This is a genomic window from Bacillus sp. FSL R10-2780 (assembly GCF_038006125.1).
In the GTDB taxonomy this organism is placed as follows: Bacteria; Bacillota; Bacilli; order Bacillales; family Bacillaceae_G; genus Bacillus_A; species Bacillus_A cereus_U.
In genome coordinates, this window is record NZ_JBBOUQ010000001.1 from 2376195 (window position 1) to 2400402 (window position 24208).

A 24208-nucleotide genomic window follows, 5' to 3' on the forward strand; every position below is an offset into this window, starting at 1 on the left:
TGATCCTTTTTTAAAAGCTACGAAAATATAGGTTTTTTGTTTGGATTTTGACTTGAAAATCTGGAACTACCATAACCGTTCAGGTTATGATAATTTTTAGTTATGGAACCAAATATACTGAAACGTATTTTCTTTAATAGACATAATCATTAGGGACAATTTATAATCAAATATGGTATAAAAATTCAGTAAATCTCTTTGGAATGAATTTTAAAATTCATTCGATTTGGATACCTTAAAGATGAATTTAAATTGTTTGGATGTGAAGGTTGTCATCAAGTTCGAAAAAAATCTTATCGTTGTAAAGGGCGATTTTGTATAACCTCTTCTGTAGGAAAATGTGATGAAACAGAGAATATTCCGTATTCTGTTGTGAGAGGATTTGATGTGATTAATATAGGCGATTGGACTATTCCACCTATCTTTTCCTGTGAACAATATAGTGGAGATATGTATCCAGAAGATTACACAGGAGTATTGCTAGGACTACGTACAAACTATCAAATATTCGCTAAATCAAAAAGCTTTTACCTTATCATCTCTTCTCATTTCTGGTACGAGTAGATTTTTTCATATGTCACCAATTGAACTTATCCACCAATATTAAACTAAAAACTAGCACTAATTTCAGAAGGGTGATCATTTTATGGATATATGTATTATAGGCTCTGGCTATGTTGGACTAACATCAGCAGTAGTATTAGCCGATTTAGGACATCATGTTATCTGTGTTGATAAAGATCAAAATAAAATTAACGCTCTCCAAAAAGGAGAGTATCCTATCTATGAACCAGGTTTAACAGAACTTATGCACAAACATCGAAAACGGTTACAATTCCGTAGTGATGTTGATCAAGTTATTCAACAAACACCAGTTATTCTTATTGCTGTAGGAACTCCTTCCATGTCTAATGGAAAAACAGATTTAACATATATTTACTCTGTTATCGATATGTTAGCTCAAACTATAAAATCATATAAAACCATTATCACGAAAAGTACGGTTCCACCAGGTACCAATCAACTCATGCGGGAAATGCTTATAAAAAAAGGTGTAGAATCCTCACTTTTTAATATCGTTTCTAATCCAGAGTTTCTTCGTGAAGGCTCCGCTGTTCATGACATGCTCTTTCCAGATAGAACAGTCGTGGGCATACAAAAAGATGACACAAAGTCACTAGAAATTATGCAAGCACTATATAAAGGTATTCAAGCACCGTTCTTTCCTACAAGTTTAAATGAGGCGGAAATGATTAAATATGCATCTAATGCGTTTTTGGCTACGAAAATATCTTTTATAAATGAAATTGCTAGAATTTGTGACGCTTATCACATTGATATTACTGAAGTAGCAAAAGGAGTTGGGTATGACTTTCGAATCAATCCCCATTTTCTTCAAGCAGGACTTGGTTATGGAGGATCCTGTTTTCCAAAAGATTTGAATTCATTAATTTACACAGCAAATAGTAAACAAGTACCAGTCCCTATTTTACAAGCTGTACAATCTATCAATTCGACACAAGTAGATCTCTATATTGAAAAAATCAAAAACAATTTAAAAAATCCTTCTTCAAACAGATTAACAATTTTAGGGATTTCCTTTAAACCAAATACAGATGATACACGCTACTCTCTCTCTGTAACACTTATTGAAAAATTAATTCCGCTCGGTTACGAAATTCACGCCTATGACCCAATAGCCCTTCTCCCTTCTCATATGAAAAAACAAGTTACACAACATACTGAATTGGAACCTTCTATTACAAATTCGGATTGTATAATTATTGCCACAGAATGGGACGAATTTAAAACACTTGATTGGCAACAAGTAAAAAGATTAATGCGCGGATGCAAAATCGTTGATGGCCGCAATTGTATTAAACAAAATGAAATAGTAAAACACGGTTTACAATATATTGGGATTGGTCACCGATAAATACTTCGTAGGAAATGGGAGTTCTGGATAACCAGAACTCCCATTTCCTACGAAGTTGAATATCCAGCGTCTATCCCCTTTTTATCAATTGCTCAATATAAATAGCACCATTTCCCTTTGACTTTTATATAGGTTTCACCCATTTCCCAATATAGTTCTGCTCTTTTGTTTTTCTTCTTCCAAATTTGATAGATAAGTTTTTCCCCTCCATGAACCCATCGCATAATGGTTGTTGGCTGAACCGAGATGCTACCTTCCTTCAGAATTTCAGATATATCACGATAACTTAAAAAAAACAACAATAGTTATGTAATTAAATTCCATTAATATTTATAAATAACTAGTCCAAAAAAATATATATGCATATCATATTATAGTAAAGAACTTAGGAAATCCTAAAAAGGAGGCATTCTCATGTTTGAAGATAAATCTAAAATAAATTACCCATATGAATTTACCGAAACTACAACAATCCCCATAAAAAACCCAGTTTATAAACAATACAAAAACGGCACAGGTACACATAATTTCCCAATAACAAAACATTACAAAGAAAAAGTTCTATATACTGAAAAAATTAATAATAACAAAAATAAATAATTCTATAGAGCATCATTGTGACCATGCACAGTTACGTTTTAAGTAGTGTCTAAATCTTGATTTTGCAGCTCACACACCCTTTAAAAAGGAGAGTTTACTGGAAAACTCTCCTTTTTAAAATTGCTGATATACCACGCTTTTTTCATTCTTAGTAGGATTTGATAACAGGATAAAGTAACCATAGCCAAGAAATTAATTCCTTCAAAAATGAATAAATACTAAAAAACAAAATACCTTTATAACCTCTTAAATACTCTTTCCAATTCTTATTTCAAAACTAAACTGATTCACACTCATTGAACAATAACAAATCTACATAAAAAAAGGAGAGCAACTAATTACTGTTGCTCCCTTTGCAATCTAACTTTATCTTTATTAAATCCAAAACATTTTAGAAGAAAACAACTTCCCCTACATAACCCTCTTAAACATCTTCTCCAATTCATAAGTAGAATGATGCACCAGAATCGGTCTTCCATGCGGACATGTATACGGGTTTGTCGTCGTACGAAGTTCTTCAAGTAAAGCAAATATTTGATCGTTCGTTAAATATTGATTTGCTTTTATGGAAGCTTTACAGCTCATCATGATGGCTGCTTCTTCTCGTAGTTTTTTAATATCTACTTTTTTTAGTTTGACAACTTGCTCCATCATTTCATCGATGATTTCTGTTTCTTGTCCTTTCGGGAACCACGTTGGGTGCGAACGGACGATAAAGGATTGATGGCCAAACTGCTCTAAAAATAGTCCAACTTTCTTTAATTCTTCTAACTGCTCTTCGACACGTAAAAATTCGGTAAGAGATAAATCAATACGGTACGGTACAAGTAACTCTTGCACTTCTTGCGTAACTCGTCCCACTTTATCACGGAAATATTCATAATTGATGCGCTCCTGCGCTGCGTGCTGGTCGATCATGTATAACCCTTTATCATTTTGAGCAAAAATATATGTTCCGTGCATTTGTCCAATTGGATAAAGCGGTGGTAAGTCATTCCCGTTCATTTCAATCTCTTTTATTCCCCCAACTTCTTCTTCCAATTCCTCTAACTCAAAGTCCTCTTCATTACTGTTCCATGATTTTTCTTCTCGAATCGGTTCTTCGATTATCGGTTTAGTAGTAGTTGGTTGCCAGCCTTCTTCTTCTCTTACGAGCGACTGTGGTGGCTGCCATTCTTGCTTCGGCGGTTGCCAAAGTTGCGCTGGCTGTTTTACAGTCGTTGTTTCTTCTTGTTTCTCATCCATTCCAGTCGGTAAAACGATGTTTGGCACCTGTGGTTCTTTCGGTTTTGTATGCTCAAACTGGAACTGCCCTTGCACACTTTCGTCTTTTTCTTTTTTCTTCGTTGTTACTCCTGCATCTGGAATGAGCTGTATTTTTTTGAATGCATCTTGCAATGTTTCTTCGATAAGTTTTAGCAATTCTTGTTCTTTACTAAAGCGAACTTCTAATTTTGCTGGATGTACGTTGACATCAACAAGCATTGGATCCATTTCAATTGATAAGAAGCCGATTGGGTATCGTCCGATTGGCAGTAACGTATGATATCCTTGCTGAATTGCTTTCATTAATACGAAATTTCGAACGTAACGGCCGTTTACAATCGTTGACATATAGTTACGAGACGCTCTCGTTACTTCTGGCAATGTTACATAACCTTTAATGGTAAAGTCTAGAGACTCAGCTTCAATCGGAATCAGCTTCTTCGCAACTTGAATGCTGTAAATCGATGCAAGTACTTGTCTTACATCACCGTTTCCTGATGTATGAAGCAATTTCTTTTCATTATGAAACAGTTTTAACGATACTTCTGGATGAGACATTGCAATACGATACACGATATCTGTAATGTTCCCAAGCTCTGTATGAATAGTTTTCATATATTTAAGGCGCGCTGGTGTATTAAAGAATAAGTTTTGTACTGTAATATCTGTTCCTTTTCGGCTCGCCGTTTTCTCTTGTCTTATAATGTCTCCACCTTTAATAATAAGGTGTGTACCAGGCGCATCACCTGTGCTTGTGATTAATTCTAATTCACTTACAGAAGCAATACTCGGCAGGGCCTCTCCGCGGAAACCGAGCGTTCTTATACGAAATAGATCATTTTCATCTTTAATTTTGCTCGTTGCGTGGCGTTCAAATGCAACGATACAATCTTCTTCTGCAATGCCATCTCCATTATCAATGATGCGAATTTTCGATAACCCAGCTTCTTCTAAGTGGATTTCAATAGATGTACTATTCGCATCGATGGAATTTTCCACGAGTTCTTTTACAACTGAGGCAGGGCGCTCTACTACTTCCCCTGCCGCAATTAAATTAGAGAGTTGATCATCGAGTTTGCGAATTTTCCCCATCTACTTACTCATCCTTTCTTTAACTTTTTCTGTAAACGATACAGTTCGTTCATCGCTTCTAAAGGCGTCATATCGAGTAAATCAATCTTTTTAATTTGTGCAAGTACTGCCGTTTCTTTTTGATCGAGCACAGGCTTGTCTTGTTTTTTCGAAGACTGTTCTCCTCCAAAGAAAGATAGTTGTGATTCTTCGTCTGTCTCCTCTTGTATTTTTGCCGGTTCTTCTTTTACAACAACTGGTTCTGGAGCAACTTCTTGCACTTTCACTTCTACTCGTTTCGGAATAATAATTTCTTCCTGTCCTTCTAGTTGCGCTAACACTTCTTTCGCGCGAGCGATTAAGCTCTCTGGAAGCTCCGCAAGTTGAGCAACGTGAATTCCGTAACTTTTATCAGCCGCTCCATCTTGAATTTTATGAAGGAACACTACTTTTCCATTCTCTTCAATTGCTGAAACATGTACATTCTTTAGTTGGTCTAAATTTTCTTCTAACACCGTTAATTCATGATAATGTGTAGAGAATAATGTTTTCGCACCAATTTGGTCATGAATATGTTCAATGATTGCTTGTGCAAGTGCCATACCATCGTACGTAGATGTACCGCGTCCAATTTCATCGAATAAAATCAAACTTCTTTCTGATGCATTTGCAATTGCATTTTTCGCTTCTAACATTTCAACCATAAATGTACTTTGACCTGAGATTAAATCATCTGCTGCACCAATTCTCGTAAAGATTTGATCGAAGACAGGTAATACTGCTTCTGTCGCTGGTACGAAGCAACCAATTTGTGACATAACAGTAACAAGTGCTAATTGTCTCATATACGTACTTTTACCAGACATGTTCGGTCCTGTAATTAAAAAGACATCCATCTTCTCCGGCATAATACAATCATTCGGTACATACAATTTCCCGTTCAATACTTTTTCAACGACAGGATGACGACCATCTTTAATAAAGATTTCGCGCTTAGTTGTTAAAACAGGTTTTACAAACTGCTCTTCTTCACTAACTGTCGCAAAGCTTTGCAGTACGTCTAGTTCACTAATTACTTTCGCTAAGTGTTGCAATTTCGGTATGAATACTTTTACTTCTTCGCGAAGTGCTGTAAATAAATCGTATTCTAATTGTACAATTTTCTCTTCTGCTTCTAAGATTAATGTTTCTTTTTCTTTTAGTTCATCTGTTATGAAACGTTCTGCATTTGCAAGTGTTTGTTTACGCTCATAGCGCCCTTCTGGAAGTGCTGCAAGATTCGCCTTCGTCACTTCAATGTAGTAGCCAAAAATACGGTTGTACCCAATTTTCAATGATTTAATCCCTGTAATATCACGCTCTCGTTTTTCAAGCTCAGCGATCCATGTTTTTCCATTTTTACTAACGTAACGATATTGATCAAGCTTGTCATTATAACCATCTTTAATAATATCTCCATCTTTAATAGAAAGCGGTGGGTTTTCTTGAATACTTCTTCCTAGTAATTCAGTTAAGCTCTCACATGGATCCGCACCTTGAATTAACCTTGCTGCATAAGCATTATCTAAAAGACTAATCGCTTCTAAAATAGCTGGTACTTGCAGTAAAGAACGTCTTAACTGTAATAAGTCCCGTGCATTTACATTACCAAATGCAACTTTCCCTGCTAAACGCTCTAAATCATATACTTCTTTTAACTTTTCTTTTAAATCTTCACGTAAAAAGTAATCATTTACAAACGTTTCAACCATTTCTAAACGCTCTTCAACTTTTTCTTTCTGGATAAGTGGACGTTCCATCCACTGTTTTAACATACGCCCACCCATAGCCGTTTTTGTTTTGTCTAATAGCCATAATAATGAGCCTGTCTTTTCCTTCGTGCGAAGAGTCTCTGTTAACTCTAAATTGCGTTTTGAATGCACATCAATTTTCATAAATTGATTCGTGTAATAAATTTCTACTGGTTGCAAGTGATCTAACGAACGTTTTTGTGTTCTTATCACATAGTTAAATAAGCGTCCAATTGCTTTAATTAATTTTGCTTGGGAAACATTTTTCACAAGATGTTCTAATCCTTCTGGAATAGTTGTTGCATCTTCATACGAAATCGTCATTTTTAATGTTTCAGTTAATTTATTTAATTCATCTTTTGAAAATGTAGAATCTACAACAATTTCTTTTGAACCAGTTGCATACACTTCTAATAAAATATCTTCTACTGAACCTGTTAACAACGTCACTGTATTTTGTCCAGTCGTTAAGTCATTGCAAGCTAGCGCATAAGATCCATCTTCGAAATGTGTTAATGCTGCTAAGAAGTTATTCTCTTTCTCGTCTATTGTACGCCCTTCCATCATCGTTCCTGGCGTAATTAGTTGTACTACTTCACGGCGCACTACACCTTTAGCTGTTTTTGGATCTTCCACTTGCTCACAAACAGCTACTTTATATCCTTTTTCAACAAGTTGTTCAATATAATTTTTAGCTGCATGATGCGGTACACCGCACATCGGTATACGATCACTACTACCACCATCTCGGCTCGTTAATGTAATTTCAAGTTCATGAGCTGCTTTAACCGCATCCTCAAAGAACATTTCATAAAAATCACCTAATCGGAAAAATAAAAAGGCATCTTGATAGTCTGCCTTAACCTTTAAGTATTGCTGTATCATAGGCGTATATTGCGTCATGTCTTTCCTCCATAATTCTTACATAATAATCTATATTCATATATGTCACACTTCACGGACACCCATATCTCCTATTCCAGGAGTCTTTCCTCATTATAGCACATTTCATAAGGAATCATGGTCATTCAGCACCACTTATGTACTGTAAAAAGCTAGGAAGAACTTCTCCCTAGCTTTCTCTTACTCTTCTTCTGCGTCAACGATAAAGTTCGGATCTAATTCTTCAAACTCATCATCATCGACTTGGAAATCCTCGTCTGATTCTACGCAACCTTCAGGATTTACACTTACACAAATTTTCGTTTCCCCAACTACTTCTGTTACAAATTCACGTTCTACCGTCACAACAATTTTATTACCATTTGGCGATACAAGAGCTTCTAAACAATTTGGCGGCTGAATTACACGAGCGATAATTTCTAAATCGTCACCAGAAAAGTTTTTGTCACGATAACCAATGCTTACTTCATCATTGTAGTTAACACGTTCTGTTACAACTTCAGTCTTTGTGTTTCCATCAAATGAATACCAAGTGTTTACATCATAGAAACCTTCAATTTCCACATGTTTCCCATTCTTTCTCGCTTCGTACGAATGGTTAATTACCCAGCACCCTAAAATACTTGTTGGCTCATTATTCGATTCACATGTATGCGTTGACTTTGTATACTTACGTCCTTTTCCAACCACTGCTTTTGTAATAATCTCTCTAAATTCGGACATTCGTAACCCTCCTCAATCACTATTCACTTAATCATATGCGTGACAATAGCGGAATGTGTCATTCTTTTTTTTGAGAAGAATTTACAATATAACTCACTAAAAAAAAGAGATGTCAATAAGACATCTCTTTAACAACCACAATTCCCTTTTTTACTTTCTACCGCTGCACCAGTTTCACCCTTCAATACATCGCCACCAGTTGAAACTAATATTTCATCTGTTACATTGTTAGAAATGGTACTAGCAACTAACTGTAGTAAGTCATTTACATATGTTTGTGAAGATTTAAACTCCTGTACAACTGGGATATTATCCAACTTATCTTGAAGCGCATCAATTTCAGCTTCTACTTTTTTCAAAGCTTCCCATTTCCCATAATGTTGCAAGTTTACTGCTTGTTTTTGCAAAGCTTTTATTTCATCAATTGCTCTCTTTACATTTTCATTTTTATGAATTTGTGCTTCTGCTCGCTTAAAAAAATCGACTTCTTCTGTTTCAGAGATCATTTTTGCTAATTCTTTCGCTTGCTCAACAATTTCATCTTTCGTATATACTTTCATCTATTATTTCACCTCAATCGGTTCCTTAACCAATTCCCCGTTAAGAGACCAAGTTTTTGCTTCCGTTACTTTTACTTTCACAAGCTGACCAATTAAAGATTTTGAAGCAACAAAGTTTACAAGTTTATTCGTACGTGTGTATCCTGCAAGTACTTCAGGGTTATTCTTACTTTCTCCATCAACTAATACTTCTACAATTTGTCCTATATAGCGCTTATTCTTATTAACTGCATATTCATTCACTAGTGTATTTAAGCGTTGTAATCGCTCTTTCTTCACTTCCATCGGCACATTATCCTGCATTTTTGCAGCTGGTGTACCTTCACGCGGAGAATAAATAAATGTAAATGCCGTATCAAATCCTACTTCACGATATAACGACATCGTCTCTTCAAACTGCTCATCCGTTTCATTTGGGAAACCAACGATAATATCAGTCGTTAGTACTGCATTCGGAATGGTTTCTTTAATTTTTCGTACAAGCTCTAAATAGTGTTCTCGCGAATATTTACGCGCCATAATTTTAAGCATATCTGTACTACCAGATTGAACTGGTAAGTGGATATGTTCTACTAGGTTACCACCTTTTCCAAGAACATCAATTAAATGATCATCAAAATCACGTGGATGGCTTGTTGTAAAACGAATACGTGCGATATCGATTTTACGAAGTTCATCCATTAAATCGCCAAGACCATATTGTATATCTTCAAAGTCTTTACCGTATGCGTTTACGTTTTGTCCAAGTAACGTAATTTCTTTATAACCGTTCGCAGCTAAATGGCGAATTTCTTTAATAATATCTTCCGGACGTCTGCTGCGCTCTTTTCCGCGTGTATACGGTACAATACAATATGTACAGAACTTATCACAGCCATACATAATATTTACCCAAGCTTTAATATCACCACGACGTACTTTCGGAAGGTTTTCAATTACATCCCCTTCTTTTGACCAAACTTCAACTACCGTCTCTTTTGAGAACATTGCGTCCTTTAAGATATACGGTAATCTATGAATATTATGTGTACCAAACACCATATCTACATGCTGATTTTTTTGCATAATTTTATTTACAACAGATTCTTCTTGAGACATACAACCACATACACCAATTAAAAGATCCGGATTTCTTCGCTTTAATGATTTTAAATGACCAAGTTCACCGAACACTTTATTTTCAGCATTTTCACGAATTGCACAAGTATTTAATAAAATCACATCTGCCTCTTCAGTTGAAAAAGTTGGCTCATATCCAAGTGTTGTAAAAATCCCAGCCATTACTTCTGTATCATGTTCATTCATTTGACAGCCGTATGTACGAATGTAAAACTTTCTTCCTGCGCCAAAATTGCGGAACTCTTCAGGTAAGCCAAAATCTCGTTCAATTTTAACTTCTTCTTTCCCACGCTTTTTCGCCAATTTCAAGGAAGGTGGTTGGTATACACTTTCAAAGTATTTACTATAATCTTTCTCTTCTTTTTTCGTAGAGGAATTTGCTTGTCGACTTGCTAATCGTTGTTGCTCGTTCATCGGTAATCTCCTTTCACCCTTAACTATACACACTCTGTAGTCCATTTTAATGCGCTTAGACCCATCTCAATGATGTTAGATAGCTTGAGAGATAACTTGCCCTTTGAAACTTGAGTAATCGATCTAATCATCCGTAAGAATGAAGTCTTCCCCACACAAATAGACATTCCCTTTTATTATTTCATCTTGTCCTATTGAAAAGCATATTGCTTTATCCCTATACACATTATCATAGTATAGAGCCTTTAGCCAACTTTAACGAAGAAGAAGCCTTATCCTATATTACATTTCACAGTTAATGAACATGCTATTTTTATACAACGATTTATATATTATTTTATCATTCTGAATTTTCTAAGTAAACAAATCTATTAATTATTTTTATTCACTCAAAAAGAAGGTTGCCAAGTGGCAACCTTCTCTCCGATCATTACATAAATTCAGCAACAAGCTCATCAAACATTTTCTGATCCATATTTAAATCAGCTTGCACTAAAGGCTTTTCACTATAGTCTTTTACAAGCTCTTGGTAAGAAGGCTGCTTTGTATTTTGATAAATTAAACCTGTTACTAACCCGTTCTTTTCCATTAATGTTTGCATAGCCATCATGCGGTTAGATGGATCATATCCTTCTACTGTACTTAGTTTCGTTAAATTCTCTTTAAACCAATCATAAGTATTTACTTTATTGTAAGTAACACATGGACTAAATACATTAATTAATGAAAAGCCTTTATGGTTAATACCAGCTTCAATAATTTGCGTCAATTCTTTTAAATCACTTGAAAAGCTTTGCGCCACAAATGTCGCACCAGCTGTTAAAGCCATTTCCATAACATTTAGTGATGGTTCAATTGAACCTTGTGGTGTACTTTTCGTTTTAAATCCAGCTTCACTACGTGGTGAAGTTTGACCTTTTGTTAATCCGTAAATTTGGTTATCCATTACGATGTACGTAATATCAATGTTACGACGAATAGAATGGATCGTATGTCCCATACCAATCGCAAAACCATCACCGTCACCACCGGATGCAATAACTGTTAAATCACGATTTGCCATTTTCACACCTTGTGCAATCGGAAGAGCACGTCCGTGAATACTATGCAAACCATATGAATTAATATACCCTGAAATACGACCTGAACAGCCGATACCAGAAATAACAGCTAGCTCATCTGGATTTAAACCAACGTTAGCTGCCGCACGCTGAATCGCAGCCTGCACCGAGAAGTCTCCGCAACCTGGGCACCAGTTTGGTTTTACACTGTTACGAAAGTCCTTAAATGTTGCCATTTAATACAACCCCTTTTTTACATTCGTTGTAAATCTCTTTCGGCAAGAATGGATTTCCATCGTATTTCAAAAGATTAGAAATTTTCTCACCATTGCCAAGATTCATTTTCATAATGTTAGCAAGCTGACCAGTTGCATTGTTTTCTACTACTACAACACGCTTCGCTTTTTTCACAAGTGGATCGATTTCAGCTGTTGGGAACGGATGAATTAAACGTACATGGGCATGGTTTACTTTCATTCCTTCTTGTTCCAAACGCTGCATTGCCTCTTCGATCGCACCACGAGTTGAGTTAAAGCCAACTAACAATACGTCTGCGTCATCATGCTTAGCATTTTTGTAAATAGGGGTATTAAACTGCAAGTTCGCCATTTTACGGAAACGTTTGTCCATTTGATCTTTACGATTTAACGCTGATTCAGATGGTTTACCCGTTTCATCATGTTCTACACCTGTAACATGGTGAATACCATTTTTCATACCAGGTAAAACACGTGGTGAAACTCCATCTTCTGTTACTTCATAACGCTTGAAGTATGCTTTATTTTCACGTTCTGGTAATTCTATTTCTAAATCAAGCTTACCGCGACGAATTTCAACTTTATCTAACTTAAGTGGTTCTACTGTTTGCTTTCCTAAAGAAAGCTGTAGATCTGTTAAGAAGATAACAGGCACTTGATATTCTTCTGCTAAGTTAAACGCTTCTACAATATCATAGAAAGCTTCTTCAACTGTACTTGGCGCCATTACGATTTTTGGAATTTCACCATGCGTTCCGTAAATCATAGCCATTAAGTCAGACTGCTCTTGTTTTGTTGGTAAGCCCGTACTTGGACCACCACGTTGTGTATCAATGATAACTAGTGGTGTTTCAGTAATACCTGCTAAACCAATTGCTTCCATCATTAATGAAAGACCAGGACCAGCAGATGCTGTTAATGTACGAACACCAGCGTAGTTTGCACCGATTGCCATTGTACAAGCTGCGATTTCATCCTCAGTTTGGATTACTGTTCCGCCGACTTTCGGTAACTTTTTAATTAAATATTCCATAATTTCAGATGCAGGTGTGATTGGGTATGCGGACATAAAGCGAGCACCACCAGCTACCGCACCAAATGCGATTGCGTCGTTTCCAATCATAAACATGCGTTTCTTACCATCAGCTTTTTCAAGCTGCATCATGTTTACTTTCTCACCAAGCAATTCTTTCATATATTGAGAGCCGCGTTTAATTGCTTCCATATTCTTTTGAACGACTTGCTCCCCTTTACGACCAAAGATTTCTTCAACAACCTCTAAATAAGCTGTTTCGTCTAACCCTAATACCGAACTAGATGCCCCAACAGCAACCATATTTTTCATTAATGATGTGCCTAACTCTGAAGCAATATCTGTAAACGGTATCACATATAGATTTACATCTGTATTATCAGGTATTGTTGGATTAAATTTCGCATCCGCAACTACAATTCCGCCCGGACGTAGTTCGTGGAAGTTAAAATCAATTGTTTCTTGATCAAAAGCAATTAAAATATCTAAATCATCTGAGATCGCGCGTACTTCTGTTGTACTTACACGAATTTTATTATTTGTATGGCCGCCTTTAATACGTGATGAGAAGTGGCGGTAACCGTATAGGTAATATCCTAATCGGTTTAATGCAATACAGAAGATTTCCCCTGTACTTTCAATTCCTTCACCTTGTTGGCCTCCAACTTTCCATGAAAGTTGACTAATCATCTCCTACACCCCTTTTGGCTGCATTCATTGTAGTGTATTTTTTTACAGTATTAGTTTAGCATTTTTTATGCAAATAAACTACAATGGACGCAAATTATGCCTCTTCTGATTTCCCTTAATCTTTAGTATAATGCTATTTCGTTCACCATTCTAGTATTAGGTCTTAAAAAAATCAATAAATTACCGCGAGTAAAATTTATTTTTTCTGATTTTTTAGAAATTAATAATCAGAAAGTAATACGGTCAATAAAATTTTTATACAAAAAATGCTCTACCATTGATTCACTATACTTTTTACAAAGTTGGTTAATTATATTTTCATAATCCCTATATGCTTCTACACCTACAACAGTTTCTAAAATCCCATCAAAATCAGAACCAAATCCTATATTTTTTTCTCCACCTAATGAACAAATATATTCCACATGCCTTAATATATCTGCTATATTCGCTTGTCTTTCATTCGTTAAAAACTGTGGTACGAAAGTAATACCAATAATGCTATTTTTCTTTATAAGAGCTCTTATTTGTTCATCGGTTAAATTGCGTGGATGCCCACAAAGTTGATAACAGTTTGAGTGAGATGAAATTGGGTTTTCAGCAATTTCTATAACATCCCAAAAGCTTCTTTCATTTAAGTGAGACACATCCGTCCATAAATGTAACGTATTAAGTTCTTGTACAACATGTCTACCAAATGTAGTTAAACCTGCCCCACGTGCCTCTAGCGCTCCATCCGCTAACAGATTGGCATAGTTCCATGTCAATCCAAAGGAACGTACACCTAAGCGATAAAACAAACGTAATTTCATCGCTTCTTTTCCAATTGCTTCGCATCCTTCTAATGTTAATAATGCTCCAATCTCGTCCTGTTTTAGCATGTTAATATCGTTTTTTGTCTGAATAAACTTCATTCCTGGTAGCGATAAAATTTCATTATGAAAAATATCTATCATTTGCAGCGCAACTTCAAAACGATTTTCATACGCTACTGTTTCTGGTACATATATAGCAAAGCATTGTATACTTCCTTTTCTTTTCTTTAATTGTTCAAATGTAATATGTAATTGTGAATCGTTTTGAAAGTCTTTTTTCCCCTTTGCACTCCATAACTGAAAGAGTACATCGCAATGCGCATCAAAAATTTTCATTTTCATTCCTCCATTACAAAAACAACCTGTTTGCATACATGCAAACAGGTTGTTTCAACTTAACGAGGTTCTACAATTAATTTTATTGCTGTACGCTCTTCACCATCAATCATAATATCTGTAAACGCTGGGATACAAATCAAGTCCAAACCGCTAGGCGCTACAAATCCTCTTGCAATTGCTACTGCCTTTACCGCTTGGTTCAATGCACCTGCACCAATAGCTTGAATTTCTGCTGTTCCGCGTTCGCGAATAACACCTGCAAGTGCACCAGCTACAGAATTAGGGACCGACGTTGCTTTAACTTTTAATATTTCCATTCCGCGTTTCCTCCTCGTTTCTATAAAAAGTAATAGCAATTATTTCACTTTAACTTATATTCACGAGGAATGACACGTATTCCTGCTAAATCCCTGTAATTTTTCTAAAAAATTAAAATATAAAAAATTCTCTAACTTTTCGTTAAAAATCAATCAAAAAACGGCTGGTCATCATTAATTAAAATACGCTCAATTTTCTTCGCTTTCCCTGTATTAGGATCCACATCAATTAACACTGCACTTAATTGCGTTCTACCATTCGTCACTTCAAAACGTACTGGTAAGTTCGTTAAAAACTTCTTCAATACCGCTTCGCGATCCATACCTAAAATCCCATCATATGGGCCTGTCATACCAACATCTGTAATATAAGCTGTTCCGCTTGGTAAAATACGATTATCAGCTGTAGGAACGTGTGTATGTGTACCTACTACCGCTGTAGCACGACCGTCTACGTACCAACCTAACGCCTGCTTCTCACTTGTTGTTTCAGCATGAAAATCAACAAAGATAATGTTTGTACGTTTTTTTGCAATGCTGATCAACTCATCCACTTTACGGAATGGACAATCGATTGGAGGAAGGAAAGTACGTCCTTGTAAGTTAATAACTGCAACTTCTGTTCCATTACAATTTACAAAGATAAGCCCTTTTCCCGGCGTCCCTTCTGGGAAGTTAGCTGGTCTTGCAAGATATTTTGCATCATCAATAAACTCAAATACTTCACGGTTATCCCAAGCATGGTTTCCAAGCGTAACCGCTTGTGCCCCGCACTCTAAAAAGTTTCGATATATTTTTTCCGTAATTCCACGTCCACCCGCAGCATTTTCTCCATTAATAATTGTTACTGTAGGTGTATATTTTTTCTTTAAAGCCGGTACGTACTGTTGAATCATGTCTCTACCAGGAGATCCTACTACATCCCCAACAAATAATATTCTCATATGTCTTACCCTTTCTATGTACTACATTTTTTATTACCATACTATAACGTGAAGCTATTTTCTTACAACAGTTACAATTTATCTATTATAAGTTTCTTTCACTTGCATACTGCTCATAAAGTGAAACTATAATCAGTGGGGCGTTAACGGGCAGTTTATCACCCACCTAATTTCTTTGCTCAAGCCGAATTTTGAGGTGGGAGTTTTACTACCCGTTAACGCGGGATAAATAGTTTTTTTATTTTACCCAATTCCAACACAAAAAAATAAAGTGGTGTTTCACCACTTTATTTTGCGTATTCCACTGCACGTGTTTCACGAATAACAGTTACTTTAATATGTCCTGGATAATCCAGTTCATTTTCAATACGTTTTCGAATATCACGAGCTAAACGATGAGCTTCTAAATCATCAATTGTATCTGGTTTTACCAGAATACGAACTTCACGTCCTGCTTGAATTGCGAAAGATTTTTCTACGCCTTCATAAGACTCTGAAATTTCTTCTAACTTTTCAAGACGACGAATGTAGTTCTCAAGCGTTTCACTACGAGCCCCCGGTCTTGCAGCTGATAATGCATCTGCTGCAGCAACTAGAACTGCAATGATAGAAGTTGGTTCTGTGTCACCATGGTGAGATGCGATACTGTTTATTACAACAGGATGCTCTTTATATTTCGTTGCGAGTTCAACACCAATTTCAACGTGACTACCTTCTACTTCATGATCGATTGCTTTTCCGATATCATGTAATAGACCAGCACGTCTTGCTAGTTTTTCATCCTCACCAAGCTCCGCTGCCATAAGTCCAGTTAAGTATGCAACTTCCATAGAGTGTTTTAAGACGTTTTGTCCATAACTTGTACGGTATTTTAAACGACCTAAAATTTTAATTAAATCTGGATGTAAGCCATGAACACCCACTTCAAACGTTGTTTGCTCTCCGACTTCACGAATATACTCGTCCACTTCACGTCTTGATTTTTCGACCATCTCTTCAATACGCGCTGGGTGAATACGTCCGTCCTGTACTAGTTTATCAAGAGCGATACGAGCTGTTTCACGACGAATCGGGTCAAATCCAGATAGAATTACCGCTTCTGGTGTATCATCGATAATAAGGTCAATACCTGTTAACGTTTCTAACGTACGAATATTACGACCTTCACGTCCGATAATACGTCCCTTCATTTCGTCATTTGGAAGATTTACAACCGAAACGGTTGTTTCAGCAACATGATCAGCTGCACATCTTTGCATTGCAAGAGATAAAATCTCTTTTGCCTTCTTATCCGCTTCTTCTTTCGCGCGAACTTCACTTTCTTTTACCATAACGGCAATTTCATGAGAAACTTCACTTTCCACTTTACCAAGAATAATTGCTTTCGCTTGTTCGCGGGTCAGATTGGAAATGCGCTCTAATTCTGTTTGTTGCTTTTGAACTAACTCTCCCACTTTGCTTTCCAACTCTTCAATCTGTTGTTGTTTCGCTACAAGAGATTCCTCTTTCTTTTCTAACTGTCGCTCGCGCTTATCGAGCGTTTCGTCTTTACGATCAAGGTTCTCTTCTTTTTGCATTAAACGATTTTCTTGTTTTTGTAATTCGCTTCTACGGTCACGAATTTCTAATTCAGCTTCTGTACGAAGTGTATGAATTTCATCCTTTGCTTCTAAAAGCGCTTCTTTCTTAAGTGCTTCAGCATCACGATTCGCTTCGTCTAGAATACGTTTTGCTTCATTAGCTGCACCATTAATCTTCGCTTCAGCAATAGACTTTCGAACAAAAAAGCCAACAACTGCACCGACTGTTGCAAGCAAAATGGAGATGAGTATCCAAACTGTACTACTCATGATTTCACCTCCCCTTGCTATGAATGAAAAAAGACTGTCGGCATGTACATTGAATTACAACGTACAGCAAAGACCGTCGTCCCGCTTTTTTAAGGGACTTTCTTCATTTCACAATTAAAATGTCATATTATTATTTCGGCAAGATTTAAGTCTTACTCCGAATATTACTTCTCTTCTTGAGAAGAGTGTATCGTATATAAGAAAAAATATACATTCTCATTGTATCTATCGCAATTTTCATTGTCAAGCGTTGTCTACTTTTACTTTCTTTACCTTCAGCCCTGAATCTTATATGGATGAAAAAAACAGACGGCATATTATCCTGGAAAACCTTAGAAAATCCCAATTCATTCACTTAAAATATATGAATATTCCCCTTTACACATAGCCTTTTGGACAGAATAAATATTTTATCTCCAGCTATATACAACGCTTTCATAGTGGATTAAAAAATAAAAGACACGGTCCCGTGTCTTTTATTTTTTAATCTTGACGAGTTGAATCTTCCGTGTCTTCAACACCAGAGTTTTCACCAATTCCGTGATGTTCACGAACAAAGAAGGCAATTTCCTCTCTTAAATCCGTATTCTCTTTTAAGAATTGCTTCGAATTTTCACGACCTTGCCCTAAGCGTTCTTCATTATAAGAGTACCAAGCACCGCTCTTTTGAACGATATCAAGTTCAGAAGCCATATCTAAGATTTCACCTTCTCTTGAAATACCTTCTCCGTACATAATATCAACTTCAGCAACGCGGAATGGCGGTGCTACTTTATTTTTAACTACTTTTACTTTCGTTTTATTACCAACGATGTCATTACCTTGCTTTAATTGCTCAGCACGACGTACTTCAAGACGGACAGTTGAATAGAATTTCAACGCACGACCACCTGGAGTTGTTTCTGGGTTTCCGAACATAACCCCAACTTTTTCACGAATTTGGTTGATAAAGATTGCGATTGTTTTTGATTTGTTGATTGCACCTGAAAGTTTACGAAGTGCTTGTGACATTAAACGTGCTTGTAAACCAACGTGAGAGTCACCCATGTCCCCTTCGATCTCAGCTTTCGGTACAAGAGCTGCTACAGAGTCAATTACGATAATATCAACCGCGCCACTTCGTACAAGTGCTTCTGCGATTTCTAGTCCTTGCTCCCCTGTATCAGGCTGTGATAATAGTAATTCATCTATGTTAACACCTAATTTTTGTGCATATACAGGATCCATTGCATGCTCCGCATCAATGAACGCTGCTTGTCCACCTTGACGCTGTACTTCCGCGATTGCGTGTAATGAAACTGTTGTTTTACCTGAACTTTCAGGTCCATAAATTTCAATAACACGGCCACGTGGGTATCCGCCTACCCCTAGTGCCACATCAAGTGCTAAAGAACCACTTGAAATTGTAGAAATTCTACGCTCCGCTTGTTCTCCTAATTTCATAATTGAACCTTTACCGAATTGCTTCTCTATTTGTTTTAACGCCATATCTAATGCCGCTTGACGATCGCTCATTCAAAATTCCTCCTTAACTAAATTGCTAATCTTATTATACCTATTTTCAATTCAATTTGCCAACAAAAATCGAACATTTATTCGTTTTTTTATTTTTGATCGAATAAAACTAGGTTTTCCAACAAAAAAAACTAGAAGAAATTTATATCTCTTCTAGCTTCTTAAATAAATGATAAAATCCATATTTTGTAGAGCGTTCTCTAATTTGTTGACGACTTCCACTTAAATTAAGCGAGAAGACTACAGCTGGTTCATCTTTAATCACCAATCCAACAAATACGGTTCCTGGTTCTTTATGCTCTGAAGCATCCGGTCCTGCCACCCCAGTGAAACTAATCCCGATATCTGCTTTTAACAGTTTCTTTACATTTTCAGCAAGATAACGAGCACACTGTTTACTAACCGCGCCGTCAGTGCGTAACACTTCTTCAGGTACATTTAAAATTTGTTGCTTCACATCATTTTGATAACAAATGACACCGCCTTTAAATACAGACGAGACGCCAACATTTTCTGTTACTTGATTTCCAAAAAGACCACCTGTTAAACTTTCTGCACATGCTAAAGTTAACCCTTTTTCCTTCAATAGCCTTATTGCCTTGTAATGAAGGAAATCTTGGTCATATCCGTAGAAAAATTCTCCTACTCTTTCTAAAATCAAATCTTCCACATGCTGAATCAGTTTCTCCGCTTCATCAGCATTTTGATGTTTGGCAGTTAAACGTAATGTCACTTCTCCATCATTTGCGAGTGGTGCAATGGTTGGGTTCGTTTGTCCATCAATTAAATCTTGAACTTTCACCTCTAATTGAGATTCCCCAATACCGAAAAAACGAAGAACACGAGAATAAATATTTTCCCCCGTTGTAAACTTACATAAAAAAGGCTCTACGTAACTTATATACATCGGCTTCATTTCTTTTGGTGGTCCTGGTAATAAAATATAAACTTTTCCGTTCTTATTTACCCCCATACCAGGCGCCATACCGTGATCATTCGCAAATACAGTCGATCCATTTAAAACGAGCGCCTGCTTTTTATTATTCTCCGTAAATTCACGGCCTGTACGCTTAAAATAATCGCTTATCGATGTTAATGCCTTTTCATCATACACAAGCTCTTCATCTAAACTAGATGCTATTGTTTCTTTCGTTAAATCATCTTTTGTCGGTCCTAATCCACCTGTAAAAATGAGCATATCAGCTCGTTCTTCAGCCAATTCAATTGCCTTCTGTAATCGCTTGTTATTATCCCCAACAACAGTATGGTAGTACACGTTAATTCCGATTGAAGCTAATTTTTCAGATAAAAACTGGGCGTTTGTATTTGCAATTTGTCCAAGTAATAATTCCGTTCCAACCGCAATAATTTCAGCATTCATCCCAATTCCCCCATAAACTTCTATTTTGATTTTACAAAAGCATCTTTATTTTTCCAGAAATAATCCCACCCTGAAATAACGGTAAAGAATAATGCAATCCATATGAAAATATCTGCAACTGGAATATGAAGTAAATTTAACGGTACATCATGTAATAAGTATGCTGCAATCGCAATAATTTGTGTCCATGTCTTAATTTTCCCTAGCTGATTTGCTGCAACTACTTCCCCTGTCCCAGCAAGTACAAGGCGTAAACCTGTTACTGCAAACTCACGGCTTATAATTACAATAACGATCCAAGCAGGTACATATTGCATCTCTACCAACGTGATAAGTGCTGCAGAAACAAGTAATTTATCTGCTAACGGGTCTAGAAATTTCCCTAAATTCGTTACAAGATTATATTTTCTTGCATAATATCCATCAATCCAATCTGTAGCTGAAGCAATTATAAAGATTAGTGCTCCTACTAAATGTTGAATTGGTAAATTGACATCACCAATTGTATATGAGCCCCAGTTAAAGGGCGCTAGCATAATTACCATAAAAATTGGAATTAAGCAGATTCTAGATATTGTAATTTTATTTGGTAAATTCACAGCTATTCCTCCATCATGTCAAAAACATTTGTTCATTGAAAAAAGTCATCGAAGCGATGACTGTTATTGCGCAGCTTGCCCTATCCCTAGATTTTTAATCAAGAATTTCTGATGAAAATTCTCTTCAGGATTCAACGGGAATGTAACGACTTGGCCATTCAATTTAAATTCAACATTCGGTGCACTTCCTATATTAAGGTTTACCTCTTTCGCTGTTGATAAATCATATTTTTGGGTCTGGCCTGCCTGTAAAGTACCGCTAAAGATATCATTTCCTGCCTCATTTTTAATACCTATATAACTTGCGTCTTTTGTTGTAATTTCCAATTCTAACGCTTTATTATTATGAATTTCCAAAGTAGATGTTATCTTATCGGTTCCAACTAACTTAATTTCATTCTCACCAGTTGGCTGTCCTTTTTGTTCCTCTTTCTTTGGCTCTTCTTTCTTTGGTTCTTCTTTTTTAGGTTCTTCCGCTTTCACTTCATCTTTCTTCGTATCTAGCGGAGAATCTTTTGCTTTTTGAACTTCAATTTTCTCACCTTGAGCATTCGGAACTTGCCTATCATCTTTTCCAGTTAACGCTTGAATAACAAACCAGACTACCACTCCAAATGCGATTACTAACAACGCAATCAAAATTTTTGGCATATGATCCGCAATTGGCCATGATGAAGATTTTTGCATTGTTTCTTGTGTTTTTTGTCCAGTTGATACTTGTGGAACTTCACGTTTTTCAGACTGTGGTATCGTGCTCTGATATTCTACAAGCAGTTCCTCTCCATTTAATCCAACAGCATCTGCATATTGTTTAATGAATGCACGCGCATAAAAAGCTCCTGGCAACACATCATAATTGCCTTCTTCAATCGCTACTAAATGGCGTTTTTGAATTTTTGTAATCTCATGCAGCTGATCAATAGATAAGCCTTTCGCTTCTCTTGCTTCTGTCAGCTTTTGTCCTAATTCCGTCACTACTAACACCTCAATATTTCTTTAAAAGTCGAACATAGAGAAATTGTTTTTCGTACCTTGCTCAATTTCATCTACTAAATTATATTGAATTTCTTCATCATAATCGTTACGCAATTCGATAATATAATCAAAATCATCCAATGTGTATTCTGACTGACTCACAAACACATCCGGATGTTCCACAACTTTCGTTGCAGGCAATCTCATGATTTCACGAACGAGCTGCCAGTGTCTTTCATTCGCACGCTTTGTCGACACAATTCCATCTAGTATGAAAATATTTTCGTCGCTATACTCATCTTCAATCAATTGGCTACGAACAGTTTGCTTAATGAGAGTAGATGATACGAATAACCATCTCTTATTTGCACAAACACTTGCGGCAACAATAGATTCTGTTTTTCCGACACGAGGCATTCCTCGTATCCCAATTAATTTATGACCTTCTTTTTTCATTATCTCCGCCATAAAGTCTACAAGCAATCCTAATTCATCACGCACAAATCGAAATGTTTTCTTATCATCTGCATCTCGTTGTATGTACCTACCATGTCTAACTGCTAGCTTATCTCTAAGCTTTGGCGGACGATATTTCGTTACCGTTATATTATCCATCGTATTTAAAATTGATTCAAGTCTAGAGATTTGTTCTTGATTATCACACATAAGCAAAAGTCCACGTCGTGCATTATCTACACCATTAATTGTGACAATATTGATGCCAAGCATACCGATTAACGAAGAAACGTCACCAAGTAAGCCAGGTCGGTTTTTATGTATTTCATATTCAAAATACCATTCAATCATCCAAGATCACTCCCCTACGCTTACTTTACACCTACGTACTATATTATATGATTTCACCTTAATAGGGAAGCTAAATGTATAATCTATTCCTCCTAATTACTATACAAAAAAAGTAGAGAGGAGCTTCTCCTCTCTACTTTTACTTATGTTGTACAAACTTCACCATTAAATTTGCGATTGTATGTTGCTCTTGTTCATCAGCAACTTTCCAAAGCTCAGACAATAATTTTTCTTGATCGTTGCGCGCTTCTACTTCATTTGCTAAATAATCACCAACACGAAATGCCATATCTGATACGGCACCACCATCAAGCCCTTTTCCCCCCGCTTGTTCTAAACGTTCTCCTAAAAAGCTCTTCCACTGATCAAAATTATCTAACACTGACATGTTTAAGCACCTCACTATTGAGTAATAGAATCATGCTTAATTTGTGCATTTTTTTATTTTTTATGTAAGAAATTTTTAGCAATGCCAACCGCCATTCACTCCGATAATTTGCCCCGTAATATAAGAAGCTCCTGGCGAAACGAGGAAGGAGACTGTTTTTGCTACCTCTTCGGGTAGTCCTATTCTACCTAATGGAATATCTTCAGCAATTTCATTTTTATCATCTTCTGAAAATGCATGTAACATTTCTGTTTCGATTGCACCTGGCGCTACCGCATTAACGCGCAATCCACTTAAAGAAACTTCTTTCGCTAAAGCCTTCACATAAGAATTTTGTGCACCTTTTACCATTGAGTACAGCACCTCACAAGATGCTCCTATTTGCCCCCATATGGATGAAATAATGACAACATTACCACTTCTCCGCCCGATCATCGGTGGAAGCGCCATCGATAAAAGTCTATATACACTCTTCACTTGAAGCTCCACCATATAATCTAATTCTTCATTCGTAACATCTGTTACTAATCCAAAGATACTCTTTCCAGCTGCGTATACAATAACATCAATAGGATGTTCAATTTGTCCCCACAATTCCTCCGCTCCATCGATAGAAGCTAAATTTGCTTGCACAGGAATCACTGCATCAAATTCCTTTTGTAACTCCCTTACCTTCTCTTCGCTTTTATTGTAATGAATATAGACTGTATAACCATCCTCGATTAACTGCTTCGAAATAGTAGAGCCAATCCCTCCGCTTCCTCCAGTTACTAATGCATACTTTTTCATAAATTCCCTCTCTTATCTTTTTATGTATAAATAAATAATACCCTCATCTTACCATTTGGCAATAAC

Annotated in this window: 21 protein-coding genes and 1 pseudogene; 3 read left to right on the top strand and 19 right to left on the bottom strand. The window is 36.4% G+C overall.

Annotation, left to right across the window (positions count from 1 at the left end; translation table 11 throughout):
- The first annotated feature begins 252 nt into the window (after positions 1 to 252).
- Positions 253 to 564 (top strand): hypothetical protein, encoded by a 312-nt coding sequence (locus NSQ47_RS12340; RefSeq protein WP_033731180.1) that lies wholly within the window; start codon positions 253 to 255, stop codon positions 562 to 564.
- An 82-nt stretch (positions 565 to 646) separates the two neighbouring features.
- Positions 647 to 1936, top strand: a complete 1290-nt coding sequence (locus NSQ47_RS12345) for a UDP-glucose dehydrogenase family protein (protein WP_341037076.1) — start codon at positions 647 to 649, stop codon at positions 1934 to 1936.
- Between the two features lie 95 nt (positions 1937 to 2031).
- On the opposite strand, the pseudogene NSQ47_RS12350 reads toward NSQ47_RS12345, so the two are convergent.
- Positions 2032 to 2238: pseudogene (locus NSQ47_RS12350) on the bottom strand (IS6 family transposase); the annotation flags it as partial.
- A 112-nt stretch (positions 2239 to 2350) separates the two neighbouring features.
- On the opposite strand from NSQ47_RS12350, the gene NSQ47_RS12355 reads away from it, so the two are divergent.
- Positions 2351 to 2536: a hypothetical protein gene (locus NSQ47_RS12355; RefSeq protein ID WP_002111324.1), complete on the top strand. Its 186-nt coding sequence runs from the start codon at positions 2351 to 2353 to the stop codon at positions 2534 to 2536.
- Positions 2537 to 2947: 411 nt separating this feature from the next.
- Here the strand turns inward: NSQ47_RS12355 and mutL are convergent, their stop codons facing one another.
- The 18 genes from mutL to ymfI form a co-directional block, all read right to left on the bottom strand.
- Positions 2948 to 4894, bottom strand: a complete 1947-nt coding sequence (gene mutL / locus NSQ47_RS12360; protein ID WP_341037078.1) for a DNA mismatch repair endonuclease MutL — start codon at positions 4892 to 4894, stop codon at positions 2948 to 2950.
- 8 nt (positions 4895 to 4902) lie between these two features.
- Positions 4903 to 7566 carry a DNA mismatch repair protein MutS gene (gene mutS, locus NSQ47_RS12365; protein ID WP_341037080.1) on the bottom strand — a complete coding sequence of 888 codons (2664 nt, stop codon included), beginning with the start codon at positions 7564 to 7566 and terminating at the stop codon, positions 4903 to 4905.
- Positions 7567 to 7746: 180 nt separating this feature from the next.
- Complete coding sequence (gene cotE / locus NSQ47_RS12370) at positions 7747 to 8289, bottom strand: outer spore coat protein CotE (RefSeq protein ID WP_002014610.1); 543 nt, start codon at positions 8287 to 8289, stop codon at positions 7747 to 7749.
- Positions 8290 to 8417: 128 nt separating this feature from the next.
- The gene (locus NSQ47_RS12375; RefSeq protein ID WP_002033698.1) at positions 8418 to 8849 is read right to left on the bottom strand and encodes a RicAFT regulatory complex protein RicA family protein; all 432 of its coding nucleotides are present in this window, start codon (positions 8847 to 8849) and stop codon (positions 8418 to 8420) included.
- A gap of 3 nt (positions 8850 to 8852) precedes the next feature.
- Positions 8853 to 10382 (bottom strand): tRNA (N6-isopentenyl adenosine(37)-C2)-methylthiotransferase MiaB, encoded by a 1530-nt coding sequence (gene miaB / locus NSQ47_RS12380; RefSeq protein WP_016100344.1) that lies wholly within the window; start codon positions 10380 to 10382, stop codon positions 8853 to 8855.
- Between the two features lie 430 nt (positions 10383 to 10812).
- Positions 10813 to 11679: a 2-oxoacid:ferredoxin oxidoreductase subunit beta gene (locus tag NSQ47_RS12385; protein WP_002088040.1), complete on the bottom strand. Its 867-nt coding sequence runs from the start codon at positions 11677 to 11679 to the stop codon at positions 10813 to 10815.
- Positions 11666 to 13423, bottom strand: a complete 1758-nt coding sequence (locus NSQ47_RS12390; protein ID WP_002160764.1) for a 2-oxoacid:acceptor oxidoreductase subunit alpha — start codon at positions 13421 to 13423, stop codon at positions 11666 to 11668. The genes NSQ47_RS12385 and NSQ47_RS12390 overlap by 14 nt, the downstream gene beginning before the upstream one ends.
- Before the next feature lie 227 nt (positions 13424 to 13650).
- Positions 13651 to 14574 (bottom strand): dipeptidase, encoded by a 924-nt coding sequence (locus tag NSQ47_RS12395; protein ID WP_341037083.1) that lies wholly within the window; start codon positions 14572 to 14574, stop codon positions 13651 to 13653.
- A 59-nt stretch (positions 14575 to 14633) separates the two neighbouring features.
- Positions 14634 to 14894: a stage V sporulation protein SpoVS gene (gene spoVS, locus NSQ47_RS12400; RefSeq protein WP_000404341.1), complete on the bottom strand. Its 261-nt coding sequence runs from the start codon at positions 14892 to 14894 to the stop codon at positions 14634 to 14636.
- A gap of 149 nt (positions 14895 to 15043) precedes the next feature.
- Positions 15044 to 15838, bottom strand: a complete 795-nt coding sequence (locus NSQ47_RS12405; protein ID WP_002014601.1) for a TIGR00282 family metallophosphoesterase — start codon at positions 15836 to 15838, stop codon at positions 15044 to 15046.
- A gap of 287 nt (positions 15839 to 16125) precedes the next feature.
- Positions 16126 to 17688 carry a ribonuclease Y gene (gene rny, locus NSQ47_RS12410; protein WP_002160762.1) on the bottom strand — a complete coding sequence of 521 codons (1563 nt, stop codon included), beginning with the start codon at positions 17686 to 17688 and terminating at the stop codon, positions 16126 to 16128.
- 483 nt (positions 17689 to 18171) lie between these two features.
- The gene (recA, locus tag NSQ47_RS12415) at positions 18172 to 19203 is read right to left on the bottom strand and encodes a recombinase RecA (RefSeq protein ID WP_002014599.1); all 1032 of its coding nucleotides are present in this window, start codon (positions 19201 to 19203) and stop codon (positions 18172 to 18174) included.
- Positions 19204 to 19345: 142 nt separating this feature from the next.
- Positions 19346 to 20584: a competence/damage-inducible protein A gene (locus NSQ47_RS12420; protein ID WP_341037084.1), complete on the bottom strand. Its 1239-nt coding sequence runs from the start codon at positions 20582 to 20584 to the stop codon at positions 19346 to 19348.
- A 20-nt stretch (positions 20585 to 20604) separates the two neighbouring features.
- Entirely contained in the window at positions 20605 to 21183 is a 579-nt protein-coding gene (gene pgsA / locus NSQ47_RS12425) for a CDP-diacylglycerol--glycerol-3-phosphate 3-phosphatidyltransferase (RefSeq protein ID WP_002111336.1), read from the bottom strand.
- A gap of 63 nt (positions 21184 to 21246) precedes the next feature.
- Positions 21247 to 22158 (bottom strand): helix-turn-helix domain-containing protein, encoded by a 912-nt coding sequence (locus NSQ47_RS12430; RefSeq protein ID WP_341038233.1) that lies wholly within the window; start codon positions 22156 to 22158, stop codon positions 21247 to 21249.
- A 21-nt stretch (positions 22159 to 22179) separates the two neighbouring features.
- Positions 22180 to 22965 (bottom strand): DUF3388 domain-containing protein, encoded by a 786-nt coding sequence (locus NSQ47_RS12435; protein ID WP_341037085.1) that lies wholly within the window; start codon positions 22963 to 22965, stop codon positions 22180 to 22182.
- Between the two features lie 139 nt (positions 22966 to 23104).
- Positions 23105 to 23353: a DUF3243 domain-containing protein gene (locus NSQ47_RS12440; RefSeq protein WP_000114449.1), complete on the bottom strand. Its 249-nt coding sequence runs from the start codon at positions 23351 to 23353 to the stop codon at positions 23105 to 23107.
- Between the two features lie 75 nt (positions 23354 to 23428).
- Positions 23429 to 24142 (bottom strand): elongation factor P 5-aminopentanone reductase, encoded by a 714-nt coding sequence (gene ymfI / locus NSQ47_RS12445; protein WP_002160757.1) that lies wholly within the window; start codon positions 24140 to 24142, stop codon positions 23429 to 23431.
- Positions 24143 to 24208 lie beyond the last annotated feature (66 nt).

What these genes read in the sequence shown, in the direction of transcription:
- NSQ47_RS12345 (WP_341037076.1), top strand. Translation starts at nt 647, where the DNA reads ATGGATATATGTATTATAGGCTCTGGCTATGTTGGACTAACATCAGCA.
- NSQ47_RS12355 (WP_002111324.1), top strand. Translation starts at nt 2,351, where the DNA reads ATGTTTGAAGATAAATCTAAAATAAATTACCCATATGAATTTACCGAA.
- mutL (WP_341037078.1), bottom strand. Translation starts at nt 4,894, where the DNA reads ATGGGGAAAATTCGCAAACTCGATGATCAACTCTCTAATTTAATTGCG.
- mutS (WP_341037080.1), bottom strand. Translation starts at nt 7,566, where the DNA reads ATGACGCAATATACGCCTATGATACAGCAATACTTAAAGGTTAAGGCA.
- cotE (WP_002014610.1), bottom strand. Translation starts at nt 8,289, where the DNA reads ATGTCCGAATTTAGAGAGATTATTACAAAAGCAGTGGTTGGAAAAGGA.
- NSQ47_RS12375 (WP_002033698.1), bottom strand. Translation starts at nt 8,849, where the DNA reads ATGAAAGTATATACGAAAGATGAAATTGTTGAGCAAGCGAAAGAATTA.
- miaB (WP_016100344.1), bottom strand. Translation starts at nt 10,382, where the DNA reads ATGAACGAGCAACAACGATTAGCAAGTCGACAAGCAAATTCCTCTACG.
- NSQ47_RS12385 (WP_002088040.1), bottom strand. Translation starts at nt 11,679, where the DNA reads ATGGCAACATTTAAGGACTTTCGTAACAGTGTAAAACCAAACTGGTGC.
- NSQ47_RS12390 (WP_002160764.1), bottom strand. Translation starts at nt 13,423, where the DNA reads ATGATTAGTCAACTTTCATGGAAAGTTGGAGGCCAACAAGGTGAAGGA.
- NSQ47_RS12395 (WP_341037083.1), bottom strand. Translation starts at nt 14,574, where the DNA reads ATGAAAATTTTTGATGCGCATTGCGATGTACTCTTTCAGTTATGGAGT.
- spoVS (WP_000404341.1), bottom strand. Translation starts at nt 14,894, where the DNA reads ATGGAAATATTAAAAGTTAAAGCAACGTCGGTCCCTAATTCTGTAGCT.
- NSQ47_RS12405 (WP_002014601.1), bottom strand. Translation starts at nt 15,838, where the DNA reads ATGAGAATATTATTTGTTGGGGATGTAGTAGGATCTCCTGGTAGAGAC.
- rny (WP_002160762.1), bottom strand. Translation starts at nt 17,688, where the DNA reads ATGAGTAGTACAGTTTGGATACTCATCTCCATTTTGCTTGCAACAGTC.
- recA (WP_002014599.1), bottom strand. Translation starts at nt 19,203, where the DNA reads ATGAGCGATCGTCAAGCGGCATTAGATATGGCGTTAAAACAAATAGAG.
- NSQ47_RS12420 (WP_341037084.1), bottom strand. Translation starts at nt 20,584, where the DNA reads ATGAATGCTGAAATTATTGCGGTTGGAACGGAATTATTACTTGGACAA.
- NSQ47_RS12435 (WP_341037085.1), bottom strand. Translation starts at nt 22,965, where the DNA reads ATGATTGAATGGTATTTTGAATATGAAATACATAAAAACCGACCTGGC.
- NSQ47_RS12440 (WP_000114449.1), bottom strand. Translation starts at nt 23,353, where the DNA reads ATGTCAGTGTTAGATAATTTTGATCAGTGGAAGAGCTTTTTAGGAGAA.
- ymfI (WP_002160757.1), bottom strand. Translation starts at nt 24,142, where the DNA reads ATGAAAAAGTATGCATTAGTAACTGGAGGAAGCGGAGGGATTGGCTCT.